This is a genomic window from Planktothrix rubescens CCAP 1459/22, assembly GCA_904830895.1.
Lineage (GTDB): Bacteria > Cyanobacteriota > Cyanobacteriia > Cyanobacteriales > Microcoleaceae > Planktothrix > Planktothrix agardhii.
The window spans coordinates 3,009,969-3,027,140 of record LR882958.1 but is presented as its reverse complement, the minus strand read 5'-3'; the positions used below and the strand labels follow the sequence as shown (position 1 = coordinate 3,027,140).

Annotated in this window: 9 protein-coding genes; 3 read left to right on the top strand and 6 right to left on the bottom strand. The window is 39.4% G+C overall.

Translation table 11 applies throughout. The features are described from left to right. Positions 1-128 precede the first annotated feature (128 nt). The 6 genes from proS to NMG86_RS14160 form a co-directional block, all read right to left on the bottom strand. Positions 129-2,102: a proline--tRNA ligase gene (gene proS, locus NMG86_RS14185; RefSeq protein ID WP_026797911.1), complete on the bottom strand. Its 1,974-nt coding sequence runs from the start codon at positions 2,100-2,102 to the stop codon at positions 129-131. A 201-nt stretch (positions 2,103-2,303) separates the two neighbouring features. Then, positions 2,304-2,888 (bottom strand): Uma2 family endonuclease, encoded by a 585-nt coding sequence (locus NMG86_RS14180; protein ID WP_026786424.1) that lies wholly within the window; start codon positions 2,886-2,888, stop codon positions 2,304-2,306. An 89-nt stretch (positions 2,889-2,977) separates the two neighbouring features. Next, on the bottom strand, positions 2,978-3,634 hold the full coding sequence (locus NMG86_RS14175) for a methyltransferase family protein (RefSeq protein ID WP_026786425.1): 657 nt from the start codon (positions 3,632-3,634) through the stop codon (positions 2,978-2,980). A 154-nt stretch (positions 3,635-3,788) separates the two neighbouring features. After that, complete coding sequence (gene glcD, locus NMG86_RS14170; protein ID WP_026797910.1) at positions 3,789-5,264, bottom strand: glycolate oxidase subunit GlcD; 1,476 nt, start codon at positions 5,262-5,264, stop codon at positions 3,789-3,791. 196 nt (positions 5,265-5,460) lie between these two features. Continuing rightward, a complete protein-coding gene (locus NMG86_RS14165) occupies positions 5,461-8,976 on the bottom strand; it encodes an N-6 DNA methylase (protein WP_026797909.1) in 3,516 nt (1,171 codons plus the stop codon). 146 nt (positions 8,977-9,122) lie between these two features. After that, positions 9,123-13,904 carry a glutamate synthase-related protein gene (locus NMG86_RS14160; protein WP_043938601.1) on the bottom strand — a complete coding sequence of 1,594 codons (4,782 nt, stop codon included), beginning with the start codon at positions 13,902-13,904 and terminating at the stop codon, positions 9,123-9,125. A 208-nt stretch (positions 13,905-14,112) separates the two neighbouring features. Between NMG86_RS14160 and NMG86_RS14155 the strand changes: the two genes are divergently transcribed. The 3 genes from NMG86_RS14155 to NMG86_RS14145 all read left to right on the top strand — a co-directional run bounded on the left by NMG86_RS14155 (position 14,113) and on the right by NMG86_RS14145 (position 17,112). Continuing rightward, the gene (locus NMG86_RS14155) at positions 14,113-16,128 is read left to right on the top strand and encodes a phosphodiester glycosidase family protein (RefSeq protein WP_052338732.1); all 2,016 of its coding nucleotides are present in this window, start codon (positions 14,113-14,115) and stop codon (positions 16,126-16,128) included. A gap of 167 nt (positions 16,129-16,295) precedes the next feature. Further along, on the top strand, positions 16,296-16,712 hold the full coding sequence (locus NMG86_RS14150) for a cupin domain-containing protein (RefSeq protein ID WP_026786429.1): 417 nt from the start codon (positions 16,296-16,298) through the stop codon (positions 16,710-16,712). A 67-nt stretch (positions 16,713-16,779) separates the two neighbouring features. Then, positions 16,780-17,112 (top strand): HesB/IscA family protein, encoded by a 333-nt coding sequence (locus NMG86_RS14145; protein WP_026786430.1) that lies wholly within the window; start codon positions 16,780-16,782, stop codon positions 17,110-17,112. Positions 17,113-17,172: the final 60 nt, after the last annotated feature.

The following is a 17,172-nucleotide window of genomic DNA, read 5'->3' as shown; positions in this document are numbered from 1 at the left end:
ACGCTCTGCAAGCCAAAATGAATCATATCATGTTCTGTTCCCAGAACTTAAAACAAAATTAATGATCGCTGTTGACTAAATTGTAGTAAGCCCTTCAGGGCTTTCTTAACCATCAACCAACAACTCGCCTAATTTTCCAATGCAGCTTGAATATTCTGTTTAAGTGTGGTAATGACATCCTCAATGGCAATTTCCTGGGCATTGTGGGTAGCCCGTTCTACCAGTTCCACTTTACCCGATTTAATCGAACGTCCAGTTACAATCCGATAGGGAATCCCAATTAGATCGGCGTCTTTGAATTTTACCCCGGCTCGTTCATTCCGATCATCAAGGAGGGTTTCAATTCCGGCTTGGTTTAATTCCGTATAGAGTTTTTCGGCAATTTCCACCTGTTGAGCGTCGGTAATATTAGGAATGGCAATAATCACTTGATAGGGTGCGATCGCCATTGGCCAAATTATCCCATCTTTATCATAGGATTGTTCGACGGCCGATTGCGCTAACCGAGATACTCCCACCCCATAACATCCCATGACTAAGGGTAATTCTTCCCCGTCTTCATTGGTAAAAGTTGCTCCCATCGCCTGAGAATATTTAATCCCTAGTTGGAAAATATGACCGACTTCAATACCTCTCGCACTGTGTAAAATTTGGTTGGGATCATGAATAGCGCGATCGCCTTTTTGGGCTTTTCTAATATCTACAATACTTGTAGGTAAAGTAAATTTTTTGCCCCAATTTGCTCCTACAACGTGATATCCTGATTCATCCGCCCCGGTGACAAAATTCTTTAATTCCGATGCTGTTTGATCTACTATTCTTACAAATTTGGGATAGACCCCCCCCGTCGGGGTATTAGCAAGATAGACCCCCCCCGCCCCCCCCTTACCAAGGGGGGGTGTTGTGCTTTCATTCCCCGTATTAGTAGCGGGGGGTGTTGTGCTTTCATTCCCCGTATTAGTAGCGGGGGGTGTTGTTTCTCCATTCCCCCCCTTACCAAGGCAGGGCGTAGGGGGGGTAATATAACCATCTTCTAAATTAGGAGAAATATAGCCTAAAGGTAAAGGTTTTGTTGCCCATTTTTCTTGAGCTTCTTGATCAGGAACAATTAAAGATAATATCGTTTTTGCGCTAAATTCAGGGGCTAATTTTGTTAATTCATTTTGTAATTTAACTTCATTAACTTCCTGATCTCCCCGAATACTAATTAACACTAAAACCGTTGTTCCATTATCATAAACTACTTGATACAGAACATTTTTAACAATTTGTGTCGGAGAACAGTTCAGCAAATTTGCTAAGGTTTCAATGGTAGTAGTATTAGGAGTTTCTAACTTTTTATATTCTGAAAAAGCAGAAGATTCAGCATCAACGGGAAGGGATACGGCTTTTTCTGTATTAGCTGCATATTTGCCATCTTCAGTATAGAGAACTTCATCTTCTCCCGCTTCTGCTAATACCATAAACTCTTGCGAACCACTGCCCCCAATAGCTCCAGAATCAGCTTCTACCGCTCGATATTGTAACCCACAACGGGTTAACATATTCCGATAGGCTTGATCCATATCTCGATAGGTTTTCTTCAAACTTTCTTCATCGCTATGGAAAGAATAACCATCTTTCATAATAAATTCCCGACCCCGCATTAACCCAAACCGAGGCCGAATTTCATCTCTAAATTTAGTTTGAATTTGATATAAATGAATCGGTAATTGTTGATGGGAACGGATCATATCTTTAGCAATAGTTGTAATTACCTCCTCATGGGTTGGCCCTAATGCTAATTCCCGCTTCCGACGGTCAGTTAGGGAAAACATAATTCCCTCCGCTTTGGTATAGGTATCCCAGCGTCCCGACTCGCGCCAAAGTTCGGCGGGTTGGACTTGGGGAAGTAGACATTCTTGGGCTCCGGTGGCGTTCATTTCTTCTCGGACAATTTGAGATACTTTTTGCAAAACTCGCCACATCAGGGGAAGATAGGCGTAAATTCCACTTCCAATACGGCGAATATATCCCGCCCGGACTAATAGTTTATGACTGGGAATTTCCGCTTCTTTGGGATCTTCGCGTAGGGTGACAAATAGCATTTTAGAGAGTCGCATTGTTATGTTTCCTAAAATTAAAGACTAATTTATTATTATCGCAGAATAGGGTTAAATTAGTATAATCTAATTTAAGGAACCACAAAGGCACTAAGACACTAAGAAATTAGAATGATCATTGCTGTGCTTAAAAACCTAGAAAACTAATTAATCCATCTTTGTTTTCTATACCTTATGGATTTTATTATTCTTTAATTCCTCCTAATTAATTTTAGGTGGAAATACTTTAGATAAATCTAAGGTTAAATCAGGAAAATAAGGTAAGTTTACAGACTGATTAGGTAAATAAATCAGTTTACGAAGATAACCAAACTCGCCTTGTGATTTTTGATAGGGTTCGCTATAACATTCTAAACAAAAATCAACTAAATTAAATATCCAATAATCGGTAATATTATTCTCGGCATAAACCGATAATTTTGTAGTCTGATCATAGTCTAAAGATGAATCAGAAATTTCAATCAAGAGTACAATATCTTCTGTATGGGGATGACTGCTCAAATAATCATCTTCTTTATTTTTAAGAATCACAACATCTGGTTCAGGTTCACTATAGTTAGATAAAATAATCGGATCTTGACCCTGTAAAGTTGCACCATGACCAATTATGTTAGCTAATTCTCTAGCTAACCGTCTGTTGACAGTTGCGTGAAGCATTCCTTTTGCTGCCATTTCAATCATTTCTCCGCGAATGAGTTCAACTCTATCATCTTCTTGGAAAAAGCCTAATTCAGTTAGGCGGTGATAGTCTTCGATGGTAAATTTTTTAACGGTTGCGATCACCATAATTTTAAATATTAATCAGGATGATTAATTATAATTCAAGTTAAAAATTTATGCAATTGTTTGTTGAGTGGGCTATGCCCACCCAAAGTTTACCAAATAAAGGGAATTAAGCGAGTTGAGTTATTCTGATATTCTTGATAATTGGGATATTTTTCTGACATGGTTTTTTCTTTAGCAAAAATTCGCTGTAAATAAAGAATCAGAATAAACCCAGGAACAATATATGCCCAAGGAGAACCTGCTACAATTGCAAAACTTAGATAGCGTAGTAAATCCCCAAAATAGTTGATATTTCGAGAAAATCGCCAAATATTATCTTTAACTAACCCCTCACCATATTGTTTTGCTGTTAATTTCTGCACATCCGCCGCCGCATTAATTAAACTGCCAAAATAAAATAGAGGAATTGCAATAGCAACGGTAATAAAAGAAATGGGAATGGGATTGATAAAAGCTAAATATCCGGGTAAAGTGTATAAACATCCAACAATAATTACAGCTAATATCAATCCTACTACTCCTGTAGATTCAGTAAAAATTGCTTTTGATCGTTGAGGATAAAACCATTGTTCAATTAACCACCACAAACAATAACTAATGTGAAAACAGAGATAAATCACCTGTCGCCAGTCCTGAATTCCTAAGACTAAAGCAAAACCAATTAGTAGAATAATTGTTGTTGCTTTAGCAACATTAATGGCGGTTAATTGAGTCATTTTAAACGGAGAATTGGTTGTATTTTCCATATTTTTTGATAAGTACCTGAACAAAATTAATTACACATCCTCTACCCTGTTCCCTCCCCCCCTAGCCCCCCGTGCACGGGGGTTTGGGGGGGCTGTTCCCTCTCTCAACTAGGTAATTTATTTTGTGCAACTACTTAGTAGATCTAAGGATAAATTAAAATACTTCTGTCCCTTCAAACTGTTTAATATTTTGCAGTTTGGCGGACTCTCCACAGGTGCGAGGAGTCGGTAACATTTTACCAGGGTTGGCTAAACCTTTGGGGTTAAAAACTGTTCTCACCCATTCCATGGTTTCTAAATCAACTTCGTTGAACATTTGGGGCATATAACATTTTTTATCCGCACCAATACCATGTTCACCGGACAAACTACCGCCAACTTCAACACATATTTTAAGAATTTCTCCACCAATTTCTTCGACGGTTTCTAACGCACCTGGAACGGAATTATCATATAAAATTAAAGGATGTAAATTGCCATCCCCGGCATGAAAGACATTAGCAATACGATATCCATATTTTTCTCCCAGGGCTTCAATTTCTTTGAGAACATAAGCCATTTTTGTCCGGGGAATTACGCCATCTTGAACATAATAATCAGGACTGACATGACCTGCGGCGGCGAAAGCTGCTTTCCGTCCTTTCCAAATTTTTAACCGATCTTCTGCATTACTAGCGGTGGTAATATTTCTCGCCCCATTGTTTCTACAAATTTCACTAACTCGTTGTTTATTAGTATCGACTTCCACCTGTAAACCATCTAATTCAACTAATAGAATTGCCCCCGCATCCCGTGGATATAAACCAATTTTCACCACATCTTCAACGGCATTAATACTGAGATTATCCATAATTTCCATGCCCCCAGGAATAATCCCCGAACTAATAATATCAGAAACCGCCGATCCAGCCGATTCTAAATTAGTAAAATCTGCTAATAACACACAAATTGATTCGGGTGTTTTTAAAATTCTTAATGTGATTTCAGTAGCAATGCCTAACGTCCCTTCTGAACCAACAAATAATCCGGTTAAATCATATCCAGGCATTTCGGGAATATCGCCACCAATATCGACAATATCACCATCGGGAGTGACGATTTTTAGCCCTAGAATATGGTTAGTTGTCACCCCATATTTTAAACAATGAACACCGCCAGAATTTTCGGCAACATTGCCCCCAATAGAACAAATAATTTGACTAGAAGGGTCAGGAGCATAATAAAATCCTGCGCCACTAACTGCTTGTGTTACCCAATTATTAATCACTCCTGGTTGAACAACAACACGCTGATTTTCTAAGTCAATATTTAGGATTTTTCGCATTAATGCGGTGACAATTAAAACACAATCTTCTACGGGTAAAGCACCGCCAGAAAGTCCAGTTCCCGCCCCTCTAGCGACCCAAGGAATCAAATTGCGATCGCAAATTTTAACAACTTCTGCAACTTCTTCGGTGGTTTTGGGAAGCACTACTAATGCGGGACGTTGGCGATAGCTAGTTAGTCCATCACATTCATAAACCAGTAATTCTTCTCGACGTTGAATCACGCCTTTTTTCCCAACAATAGCCTCAAATTTTGGAATCAGCAGTTGCCAATTTCGGATTACTTTTGATTGTTCAGCCAGCATAGGAATAACCATCAGGAGGATTAGGGATGGTTTATATTATATCGTTTTTCAGGAATATTTTTATCATTCATTTTAATTGGTAGATCAATAATAAGGATTCTCTTGCTCAAATTATTAATAATTTAACTCCAGAATAAAAAAGCTGAAGATTCTGAAATCTTTGAAGCTGCAAAAGCACAGGGAGTCATAAAACATTTTAATCCCCTAATATCATCTTTTCTACTTCAATTTTTGCCTTCTCTAATTCTTTTTTAGCTTCCTCTTGTAATTGTTTGGCTTTCTCTCTAATTTTTGTGATATGTTCAGCTATTTCGTTTTGTTTTTCTAGGGGAGGAATAGGAATAATCATATTTTCAATATCTTTAGGTGCTAAATGTCCATTAGTTGCTCCTGTAATATTTTTTCTTATTTCTATTTGTGAATTTTGACATCTTAAAAAATTGTAAACATAAAAAGGATTAATATTTTTATCAACTTGAAATTTTACTAAATCTCCTCCTAGATAAAAAAGTCCATTATTTTCAAAAATTGCTATTTTTCCAATAGTAGCCCCTGTAACAACAATTATAATATCTTGTTTCTTTAATTTTTGATTGTCATTAAAAATGTTTTTTGACGTTAATAGATCATCTAAATCAATATAACCATCTGAATTAATACTATTAATTTGTATAACTTGACAATTCCCATCTTTTTCTATATCTTTAGGCAATCTACCTTTAATTAATTTAGTGTCAATTATTTCTTTTAAGAATTTTATTTGATATTGAGCTTTTTCAATACATATTCTATTTTTATAAAAATAATTTTGACAATAAAAAGCATCAAACCTACCTCCTGAAATATCGCTTAACTTGCGGTAAAAAATGCGATTATTAACAGTATTTTCTTCAGGTTGAGGTAATTCAATTCCTAATTCTCCTAATAAATAATCATCAATACTATCCAGTAATCTTTGTGCTTCTGCTTCTTTTTGTTTTTTAGTATTATAAGCATTATCCATTATCGCTACTATTTTATTTTGGATTTCTGGGGGAGGAATAACAATCGGTGTAGGAGATAATTGTTGTAAATTAATATTTTTTTGTGCGGATTGTGGAGCTAAAGAAAATAAATAATTTTTAACATATTTAAAATAATAATTAAGATATTTTATATCAATTTCATCTGTTTTTAGTTTAATTGCTACAATACTATCTGGAAAACAAGCAGGATAAGTCAAAATAGAAGTATCACCTATATTTGCAGCAATAGTAATTAATATAATTTCAGGTTCAAATAATTTACTTACTTGAATTCCTTTCTCGTTGAGAGTTTGAGTATATTTTATATCACCGTAACTTTCACTAGCATTTACTATGTCTCCTGTTTGAATAAAAGGATATTGACCATGATAAAATTTTGGATCATTTCTTGGACGATGTGAAAATCTACCTCTACTAAGATGAGTAATATCTCCTAATTTTTTAACAATAAATTTTGTTTTATTTGCTAGGATATTTTCGTTTATTAAAGCATAATATTTAGAATCAAATCTAACATATAAATTATTTTTATTTACCAAAAATATCTTATTTTTATCCACATTATCACTTAAAAAAAAACTATCCTCTCCGCTTTCAATACTATCAATAAAACGGGTTAATTCTTCCCCAATCAAATCTAACTCATTATTATTTGTGGCTTTTCCTGTAGCATCATAACCAATATCTTCAGCTATAGCCATAAAAATCTCATAATCATTAAATAACCTTTGTTTTTCGGTTATATATTCCTCTACTAAATTTTCCTTAATCTCATCTATTCGCTCCCGATATTCATTATTAACCTCCTTTTTCCATTCCTTAAAATCTTCAGAATCTTGTAAAGTTTTCCCTTCTAAATTTGACCCCTTATCAAAACCACTTAACTTTTTAATTTGTTCTTTTTTCTCTTTATCCAACTCAGTTAATAAATCCTCATAATTATGTTTAATTTTAATCTCATCCTGTAAACCTAATTTTCTGGCTTGGATGTTTTCAGTTGTTGCTAAATCATATTTTTTTAAGAATAAAACCGAACTTTTAACCCCCGCACCTGTAGATTGAAAAGCAGTTTGAGGTAAAGAAACTACCGCTACAATCCGAAATTTTTCCTCAATCCAATCCCTGACATATTGCAGACTAGAATTAGTTAAAATTCCATCGGGAATTACAATCGCTAAATAACCTCCTTCTCGCAAATATTCATAACATTTTTCAACAAATAAAACTTCAGTATTTTGATTTTCTCTTTCAGTAGATTTACTCTTACTATTTAACCAATCAACCTCCTTCATAGCCAAATCGTAATTTTTCAGGTAGGCTTGTTCAGCTTGTTTAACAGTTGAGCCAAAGGGAGGATTAGTTGTGATAAAATCAAAACGATTATTAGCAAAACCTTGATTATTTGTCTTTTTAATTATCTCATTACTGGGCAATAAACCATCCGCAGCAATAACATTAGTATGACCATCATCATGAATAATCATATTCATTTTTGCAGTCCGCGCAATCTGCTCATTAATTTCGATACCAAACAGATTTTTTTCAGCGAAATCATGCCAATATCTGTAATGTTTAACAGGATCATTATCATAAAAATCATCAGCTTGTCGTCTAATTTTATCTAATACATGAAGCAAAAAGCCACCACTACCGCAAGAAGTATCTAATACCAAAGAATTATTAGTTATCGGTAAGACATCAATAATAAATTTAACAATATTTCTAGGAGTGAAAAATTGCCCAAACTCACCCCGAAAAAACGAACCCATAAACGTCTCAAAAGCACGTCCTTTACTATCTAAATCCGTCGCACCTAAATTAATTTTTTCTAAATAACCTACCACAGTCCGCAACTTCTCAGGACTTAAACGAATATCATCTTTAAATACTTCAGGGTCTTTTTTTCGCCCTTCATGATAAAGGGAATTAACTCGCTTCATTAACTCTTGATTGGTTTTTTCTTCTTCAGTTTCTTTGAAAATTTGAAAATCATAAGCTTCACCTTTTTTACGAGGTTTTTTCTCATCCCAAATCTTACAAAAAATTAATTTATCTAACTCATCAAAAGCCATTGAAGGATTTAATTCACCACCTCCCCAAAGAGCATCATGAGCCTGTTTAAAACGTCTGGTTAAATCATCTTCTGTAACAATTTCTAACTCAAATAATTTTTGACCATTGACTTCTCCGCCATCTTTTGCATACTTAAATTTAGCTAATTTAGTAACACCAAATTGAGGAATATCAGGGATAGAAATACGCGCCTTTGGTCTTTCGGTTGGGACTTCAAAATATTCATCTTTCATCCCAGATGTCACCCAAACATATTTAGCACCTTCCGCTACAGCATAACTAAAACCTTGGTCAATAGCTTGTTTAAATTCTAACTCCGAAACTTCTTGTTTTTTACATTCAACAACAATATAAGGAGCTTGACATTGATCATCATTATAAACAATAATATCCGCTTCTTTAGTGGTTGATCCCATTGTTACGGAAACAAATTGCAAAATTTTGTGAGGATCATAACCATAAATTAAAACTAATTTTAAGTAAGTTTCTGCTTGTACTTGTTCCTCTGGATTAGTATAATTTCTTTTCTTATTTTGATGAATATAAGTAATAAATTTTTGCTCATCATCAAACTTAATTAAACCTTCTATGATTCCCTTTTTAATCAAATTCATTGGCTTACGACAATCTAATGGTTATCTGGTTTAATACAAAATTAGTTCATATTGATTAGTCTACCATTAGATGTAAAAAATATTAAATCAGCCCCTTCCCCAATTTGGGAAAGAGGCTGAGGGGTTAACTCTTAGAATTGACCACTCTAAATAGCAACCGCCACGACGGTATTCGACGCTTCAGGACTATCCTTCTCAGAAGGAGGAACAACTTGCCAAAACTTGGGTAAATACTCCGACCATTTCGCCAGAATGGTTTTAGCCTTCTCGCTCCCGGTGTGTTCAGCGTGTTGTTGAATTAACTCGCGTAACTGTTGTTCCCCAGCAGGTGTAGATACCCGTTGAATTTTGACAATTTCCGGGTTAATCATTTCAGGAAACTCCCCATCTTCATCGAGGAAATAACCTAAACCTCCGGTCTGTCCGGCGCCAACATTTCGCCCCACCTTACCGAGAACTACAACCACACCCCCGGTCATATATTCACAACAGTGGTCGCCAGCGCCCTCAATAACGGCTTTACCCAAGGAATTTCTTACCGCGAAACGTTCTCCGGCTTTTCCGTAGGCGTATAACGTTCCTCCGGTCGCCCCATATAAACAGGTATTCCCGATAATCACATTCTCCGAGGGGTCGTAAGTCACAGCCGCCGGGGGTTTAATAATAATCTCTCCCCCGTGCATCCCCTTCCCGACATAATCATTAGCTTCCCCCGTCAGAGTTAACTTAATTCCGGGGAGGTTGAATGCGCCAAAACTCTGACCCGCCGCCCCGGTAAAATTCAGGTTAATTTGGCCAGCAAAGCCATTATTTCCATAGATAGAGGCGATTTTCCCAGCAATGCGTGTCCCCACCGTCCGGTCAGTATTAACGATCCGCAGGGTTTTCGTTACCGTCCCCTGGTTTTGAATAGCGGTGGCAATTTCTGCATCTTCTAATAACACATCATCCAACACCGGGCCGTTACTATGGATGGGTTCATGGTTTAACCAACTGCGATCGCTAGTTACAGGCGCTTGGGTAAATACATCTAAATTTATATGTTGGGTCTTAGCAACATTCACCCCATCCCGACGTTTTAGCAGGTCAGACCGTCCAACTAAATCGACTAATTTCCGATATCCCAACCGGGCTAAAATATGGCGAACTTCTTCAGCTACAAAATAGAAGAAGTTCACCACATGACCCGGAGTTCCAGGGAAACGCTCTCGCAGGCGTTCTTGTTGAGACGTCACCCCCACGGGACAGTTATTGGTGTGGCAAATTCGGGCCATAATACAGCCTTCTGCAATCATAGCAATAGTTCCAAAGCCGAATTCCTCGGCCCCCATTAAGGCTCCCATCACCACATCCCAGCCACTTTTGAAACCACCATCTACCCGTAACCGCACCCGGTCACGGAGTTTATTCCCCATCAATACCCGATGGACTTCCGTTAACCCCAATTCCCAAGGACTTCCGGCGTGTTTAATTGAAGTTAGGGGAGAGGCTCCCGTCCCACCGTCATGACCAGAAATTTGGATATAGTCGGCGTTAGCCTTAGCAACCCCGGCGGCAATGGTTCCAATTCCCACTTCTGCGACTAATTTGACCGAAACCGTCGCTTTCGGGTTAATTTGGTGCAGGTCAAAGATTAATTGGGCTAAGTCCTCAATGGAATAAATATCATGGTGGGGAGGAGGGGAAATTAAGGTGACGCCGGGTTTCGACCGTCGCAACATAGCAATATATTCGCTAACTTTCTTCCCAGGAAGTTGTCCCCCTTCCCCTGGTTTAGCCCCTTGAGCCACTTTGATCTCGATAGACTGAGCATTCATCAGGTATTCGGGCGTGACGCCAAACCGTCCCGACGCCACCTGTTTAATTGCTGAACTGGCGCTATCTCCGTTTTGGAGTCCTTTTAAATGGGGACGTCCGGCCGAAATCCCATTTTCATCGACATCGTTAAAAATCTTGTAGCGGGCGGGATCTTCCCCACCTTCCCCGGAGTTGGATTTTCCGCCCAAACGGTTCATGGCGATCGCCAATACTTCATGGGCTTCGGGAGATAGGGCCCCCAGGGACATCCCCCCTGTACAGAAGCGTTTAACAATTTCTTCGACGGACTCAACTTCTTCTAATGCGATAGAATTGCGATCGCTATTAAAGTCCAACAAATCCCGCAAAGCCGTGGCTGGGCGGTTTTCCACAAATTGACGATACAGTTCGTACAAATCAAACCGTTGTTCTGCCTGTTGTTGTGCTTGTTGTTGTGCTTTAGCACCATCTACCCGTTGTTGTGCTTGTTGTTGTGCTTTAGCACCATCTACCCGTTGTTGTGCTTCAGCACCATCTGGAGACGCGCCGTGGCTCGTCTCTACTGGGCCAGAACGAACGGCCTGATGTAGCAATTTTGTCATTTCGGGGTTATTTAAGTGATATTCTCCCCGCTTCATGGCATTGACAAACCCGAAGTTTTCTAACTTTTTCGCCTCTAGGGGAAACGCCTTAGCATGGAATTGATAAACCTCCTGGCTTAACTCAGAAATGCTTAAACCCCCAACGCGAGACACCGTACCCCGGAAACCCATTTCCAGTAAATCTTCCCCAATCCCAATAGCTTCAAAGATTTGCGCCCCACGATAGGAAGATAACAGAGAAATTCCCATCTTCGATAAAATCTTGAGTAACCCATCTTCCACGGCTTGGCGATAGTTTTTCTGGGCATCTTCCATGGTCATCGGGAGAATTTTGCCCTTCGACAGATTGTTCTGAATTAGGGGACTAGACCACCAATGACGCACGGTTTCTAAGGCCATATAGGGACAAATTGCCGAAGCCCCGTAACCGACTAAACAGGCAAAATGATGGGTACTCCAAGATTGGGCCGTTTCCACCACCAGGGAGGCTTGTAACCGTTTGCCGATTTTAATTAAATAATGGTGAACTGCTCCCACAGCTAACAAGGGCGGAATATAGGTCTGTTCGGCCGTTAATCCGCGATCGGACAGAATAATAATTTCTTTGCCCTGATCCACCGCTTCGGCGGCTTTTTCACAGAGCCGGGTCAGGGCGATCGTCGCACCATTCGGCCCTCCTTCCAAACCATAGAGGGTAGAAAGGGTGATCCCCGGAAAATCCGACTGACGTAAGGCTTCTAACTCCGCCTCATTCAGCAGGGGGGAGTTAATTTTATACAGTCGGGCGTCTTCGGGTTTCAGGTCTAACAAATTCCCCCGTTTCCCTAACTGCATGGAGAGGGACATGACAATCCGTTCTCGCAACGGATCAATCGGTGGGTTTGTAACCTGAGCAAATCGTTGTTTAAAGTAGTTATACAACAACTGAGGTTTATCCGAAAGCACCGCTAGGGGCGTATCATCCCCCATACAAAACGTCGCTTCCTTGGCCGTACTCGCCATATCGGAAATTTGGATATCCACATCCTCCGCCCCATAGCCAAAGGCGGTTTGCTGTTGGAGGAGGGTATCCGGTGCTAATTGTTTTTCACCAATAAAAGCCTGGGGTTCCGCCTCCTGGCGATATTGTTCTAACCAGGAGCGATAGGGGTGTTCATGGGCGACCCGTTGTTTGATCTGCCAATTTTTCAGAACTTCATGGGTACTCAAATCCACCGCAATCATTTGTCCTGGCCCTAAACGGCCTTTTTCCTGAATTTGGTCTTCGGGAATATCCACCACCCCGGCTTCGGAGGAAACCATGATCACGCCATCTTTGGTGATACAATAGCGGGCGGGACGCAGGCCATTACGATCCAAACAGGCCCCAATTTGTTTACCATCACTGAAGACCAATAAAGCTGGGCCGTCCCAAGGTTCTTGGATACCGCTATAATATTCGTAAAAATCCGTAATTTCGGGTAAATCTTTCAGGTTAGGCTGGTTTTGATAGGCTTCGGGAACCATAATCATCAGCGCTTCTAAGGGACAGCGCCCGGTTCTCACTAGCAACTCCAGACAATTATCTAAATTAGCCGAGTCGCTATTGGTCGCATCCACAAAGGGAATTAGGGTTTTTAAGCGATCGCCCCAAACCGGATGGGCTAACACATTTTCCCGCGCCCGCATCCAGTTAATATTCCCCAACAGCGTATTAATTTCCCCATTATGTCCCAATAGTCGCATCGGTTGAGCCAAGGGCCAGCGCGGCATGGTATTGGTACTGAAGCGTCGATGGTAAACTGCGAAATTGCTCTTATAGTCGGGGTTAACTAAATCTAAATAAAATTCTCCCAGGATCGCTGATCGCACCATGCCTTTATAGACAATAGTACGGCAGGAAAAAGAACAAATATAAATATCCTCACCCCAGACTAACCCATCCTGTTTCAAGGCTACCCCGGAAGATCGACGGGCTAAAAACAGTTGTCGGTCAAGATCATCCCCGGTATTTCCCTTAGCCGAATAAACCATAACTTGTTCGATGCGGGGTTGATTTTCCCGCGCCTGTACTCCCAGGACTTCCGGTTTAACCGGGACTTCTCGCCAACCGATAATAACTAATTCTTCTTGTTTGAGGTCAGTTTCAATAATTTCGCGGGCTTTAATCGCTAAATCAGCATCTTGGGGTAAAAATACCATCCCCACCCCAAATTTAAACTCTGGCTCTTGGAGAATATCAATATTTCGTTCAGCAAACCAAGGGGCTAATAATTCCCAAGGAATTGCGGTCATGATCCCCGCCCCATCCCCGGAGTCCTGGTCGGCGCTACAGCCGCCCCGATGTTCTAAACAGGTTAAAGCAGGTAAGGCTTTTTGAATAATAGAATGATTAGCACCCCCGGACGGGTTAGCGATAAATCCCACCCCGCAGGCGTCTCTTTCTTCCACTAACCAAGGTTGACCGGAATAGGGGTAGCCCATATTTCCTACTATGCAATCTTGTTGATGGTTTTGTTCTGGGTTGTGATTAACTCTAGTGTTATCCATATCTTGATTATATTGAGTGAGGATGCTTGAAGCGATTGAATTTTAACCAAAATTGACATCGGGTTCAAAAACCCTAGTCTGACTAGCATACACCTAATTGGGTCAGGGTAGGGGTGAAAATTCAAGATCTGTTGACATATCAGATTGTTTAGGATAGATGGTTGGTTAGTAACCGTCATCAATATGGACTAATTATTAGGATGGTAATATGCCAAATTTTAATTTAATTCACCAACCGAAAAAGATTATTTTATTGTTAAGTATTTTGGGGTTAATTGTTTTGCCCATTTCTACCCTCGCCGAATCTCAAACAAATCCAAGCAAAAAACAAGGAAGCCAAATTGAAATTAATGGTAATTTAATTAATCTTCCTTGGCAAATTGATCAATCTAATCGTAACTCAAAAATTGCTGTTAAAATTAGTGATATCGGATTAATGCAGAATCTGGGTATTAATCTCCTTGATACCAATAATAGTTCCCAACAGCCGATTCAATGGTTTTCTTCTGAATCTAATTTATCGGCGGAATATATTAATCCCTATCGCTATTTGGATTTATCGAATTTTGCCGAATCCTCCCAATGGCAAATTAAACCGGAGGGAAGCAACCTAAAAATTACTATTCCTCCTTCTGCTATTCAATCTTTGCGGATTGAACCTTTATCTGTAGCCAGTAATTTACCTCAAAGTAATTCTACCTTTTCACCTCAAAAAATTATTATTGAACTCGATAAACCAACTATTTGGCAACAACCCAACCCAGAAATAAAAAAGCGATCGCCTTCTACTCCCTCCCAACCTTCTCCCCCCCTAACGGATGATCCAACTACCCGAAATCAGACAAATTCCCCTCAACCTGTTACTCCGATTTTACAAGATTGGAATTTAATTTTAGAAGCTAGTATTACCCCTAAACTTTTATCCGATAGTCCAGAATTTTTTAAGCCTAATATTCTGGCTAAAAGCCCAAATTTTAGTCCGCCAAATCCTAATTATACTAATCTACAATTACAATCTCAAAATAATCAAACTCAGGTTAAATTTAGTCTTCCTCCCGGTTGGCGTCCGGTGGTTACTAGCTTAAACTCTCCCTATCGTTTAATAATTGAGATTAAACCAGATTTTCTCACCCCAAAAAATATTTTATGGAAACCCGGAATTAGATGGAGACAGGACTATATTGAAATTCCTAAAACTGAAGTATCTTTAGGATCTTTACTCAATCAAATTTTAAAACCATCTCAACCCTCAGTTGATCAATTTCCCGTGTATTGGTTAGAAATTAATATCAATCAACCCGAAATTAACCTAACTCCAATTTTAAGTAATCCTCATGCTCGTCAGGGCACTTCAACCTTATTAGATATAGCAAAACAAGCACAAGTTCCCATAGCCATTAATGGCGGTTTTTTTAATCGCAATAATCAGCTACCATTAGGAGCAATTCGCTTAAATAATAATTGGTTATCCAGTCCAATTTTAAATCGAGGAGTCATTGCTTGGGAAAAGGGTAAACCTATTATAATGAATCGTTTAATCTTAAAAGAAACCTTAACTACAGCGTCGGGTCAAACTTTCCCTCTACAATATCTTAATAGTGCTTATGTTGAAGCCGGAATTTCTCGTTATAATTCCGATTGGGGAAAATCCTATAGCCCGATTAACCAGCAAGAACATATTATTGTAGTTGAAAATAACCAAATTATCCGTTATATTAAACCGAATAAACCAGAATCATCTGTTATTAATATTCCGACGCAGGGTTATTTATTAGTTATTCGAGGTCGTCCTGAATTATTAAACTTATTACCCGTCGGAACTCGTTTACAATTAAACAGCCAAACCGAACCCAATGAATATCAAAATTATCCTAATATTTTAGGGGCTGGGCCGTTATTAATTCAAAATCGTCAAATTGTTTTAGATGCCGCCAAAGAACGATTTAATCCCGCCTTTCAACAACAAAAAGCCATTCGGAGTGCGATCGCTATTACTAATAATAATACCTTAATGTTGGTCGCCGTTCATAACCGCCCCAATGGTTCCGGGCCCAGTCTAGCAGAACTCGCCCAAATATTGCAAAAATTAGGAGCCGTAACCGCCCTGAATTTAGACGGAGGAAGTTCCACCAGTCTCTATCTCGGAGGATATTATTTAGACCGTCCTTTATCCACCGCAGCACCTGTTCATAACGGTCTAGGAATTGCGATCACAGATCATTAGGGTTAAAGCAGATTATGATAGATCATAGCAAGCCAGGTGTATTTACTCAGGTAGTTGTGGGGAGTATTCTGGAGAACGCACAAGAGCCATCCAAGGGCTTTTGAATACCACCCCAGGTTTTAATATCAATTGAACTTAGGTAAAATCTTTGATAAGGAAATAGGATTATGGTAGCAGTCAAGGAAAGTGTGGCAAATTCTAAAGCTTCCACCGAGAATATCCCCAGTATCGGTAATACTCCCACGGAATTGAGACCTTGGGGTTCATTTACAACCTTGGAAGAAGGGCCAGGATATAAAATTAAACGGATTGAAGTCAAACCCGGTCATCGGTTGAGTTTACAGATGCACCACCATCGGAGTGAACACTGGATTGTGGTAGCCGGAACCGCTAAAGTAGTTTGTGGAGACAGTGAAGAAGTTTTATTCTCTAACCAGTCCACCTATGTTCCTCAATGTACTTCCCACCGTTTGGAAAATCCCGGTGTGATTCCTCTGATTTTAATTGAAGTCCAGAACGGGGAATATTTGGGAGAGGATGATATTATCCGATTCCAAGATGACTATGCTCGTACCCCGGCATAAAGCGCACCAAAAACTCATATTTCCGGTAATCTAAAAATAGATTAACGTTTCTGTGAGTAGGTGTTTCATGATTTCTCTGAGTCCAGCAGCTACCCGTGAGGTGCTCCGCCTCCAGTCCAAGCAAAATAATCCTCATCTATCCTTTCGTCTTGGGGTACAAAAGGGCGGCTGTTGCGACTGGTCTTATACAATGGGATTTGATGAAAACCAGCAGTTGAGCGATATAGTTTATCAGTCTGATCAGATTAAAATTGTAGTTGAGCCGGAAAATTTAAAGTACCTAGAAAACTTAACGATTGACTATTCTGAAGACTTAATGGGAGGTGGGTTTCGCTTCCAAAACCCCAACACCACCCAAAGCTGTAGCTGCGGTCATTCCTTTGTCGCAAAATCTCAATAACATATTCAATTACCCAAAACCCATTACCCATTACCTATTTGCAAAAAGTGTTGATCTAGG

What these genes read in the sequence shown, in the direction of transcription:
- NMG86_RS14150 (WP_026786429.1), top strand. Translation starts at nt 16,296, where the DNA reads ATGGTAGCAGTCAAGGAAAGTGTGGCAAATTCTAAAGCTTCCACCGAG.
- NMG86_RS14160 (WP_043938601.1), bottom strand. Translation starts at nt 13,904, where the DNA reads ATGGATAACACTAGAGTTAATCACAACCCAGAACAAAACCATCAACAA.
- proS (WP_026797911.1), bottom strand. Translation starts at nt 2,102, where the DNA reads ATGCGACTCTCTAAAATGCTATTTGTCACCCTACGCGAAGATCCCAAA.
- glcD (WP_026797910.1), bottom strand. Translation starts at nt 5,264, where the DNA reads ATGCTGGCTGAACAATCAAAAGTAATCCGAAATTGGCAACTGCTGATT.
- NMG86_RS14175 (WP_026786425.1), bottom strand. Translation starts at nt 3,634, where the DNA reads ATGGAAAATACAACCAATTCTCCGTTTAAAATGACTCAATTAACCGCC.
- NMG86_RS14155 (WP_052338732.1), top strand. Translation starts at nt 14,113, where the DNA reads ATGCCAAATTTTAATTTAATTCACCAACCGAAAAAGATTATTTTATTG.
- NMG86_RS14180 (WP_026786424.1), bottom strand. Translation starts at nt 2,888, where the DNA reads ATGGTGATCGCAACCGTTAAAAAATTTACCATCGAAGACTATCACCGC.
- NMG86_RS14165 (WP_026797909.1), bottom strand. Translation starts at nt 8,976, where the DNA reads ATGAATTTGATTAAAAAGGGAATCATAGAAGGTTTAATTAAGTTTGAT.
- NMG86_RS14145 (WP_026786430.1), top strand. Translation starts at nt 16,780, where the DNA reads ATGATTTCTCTGAGTCCAGCAGCTACCCGTGAGGTGCTCCGCCTCCAG.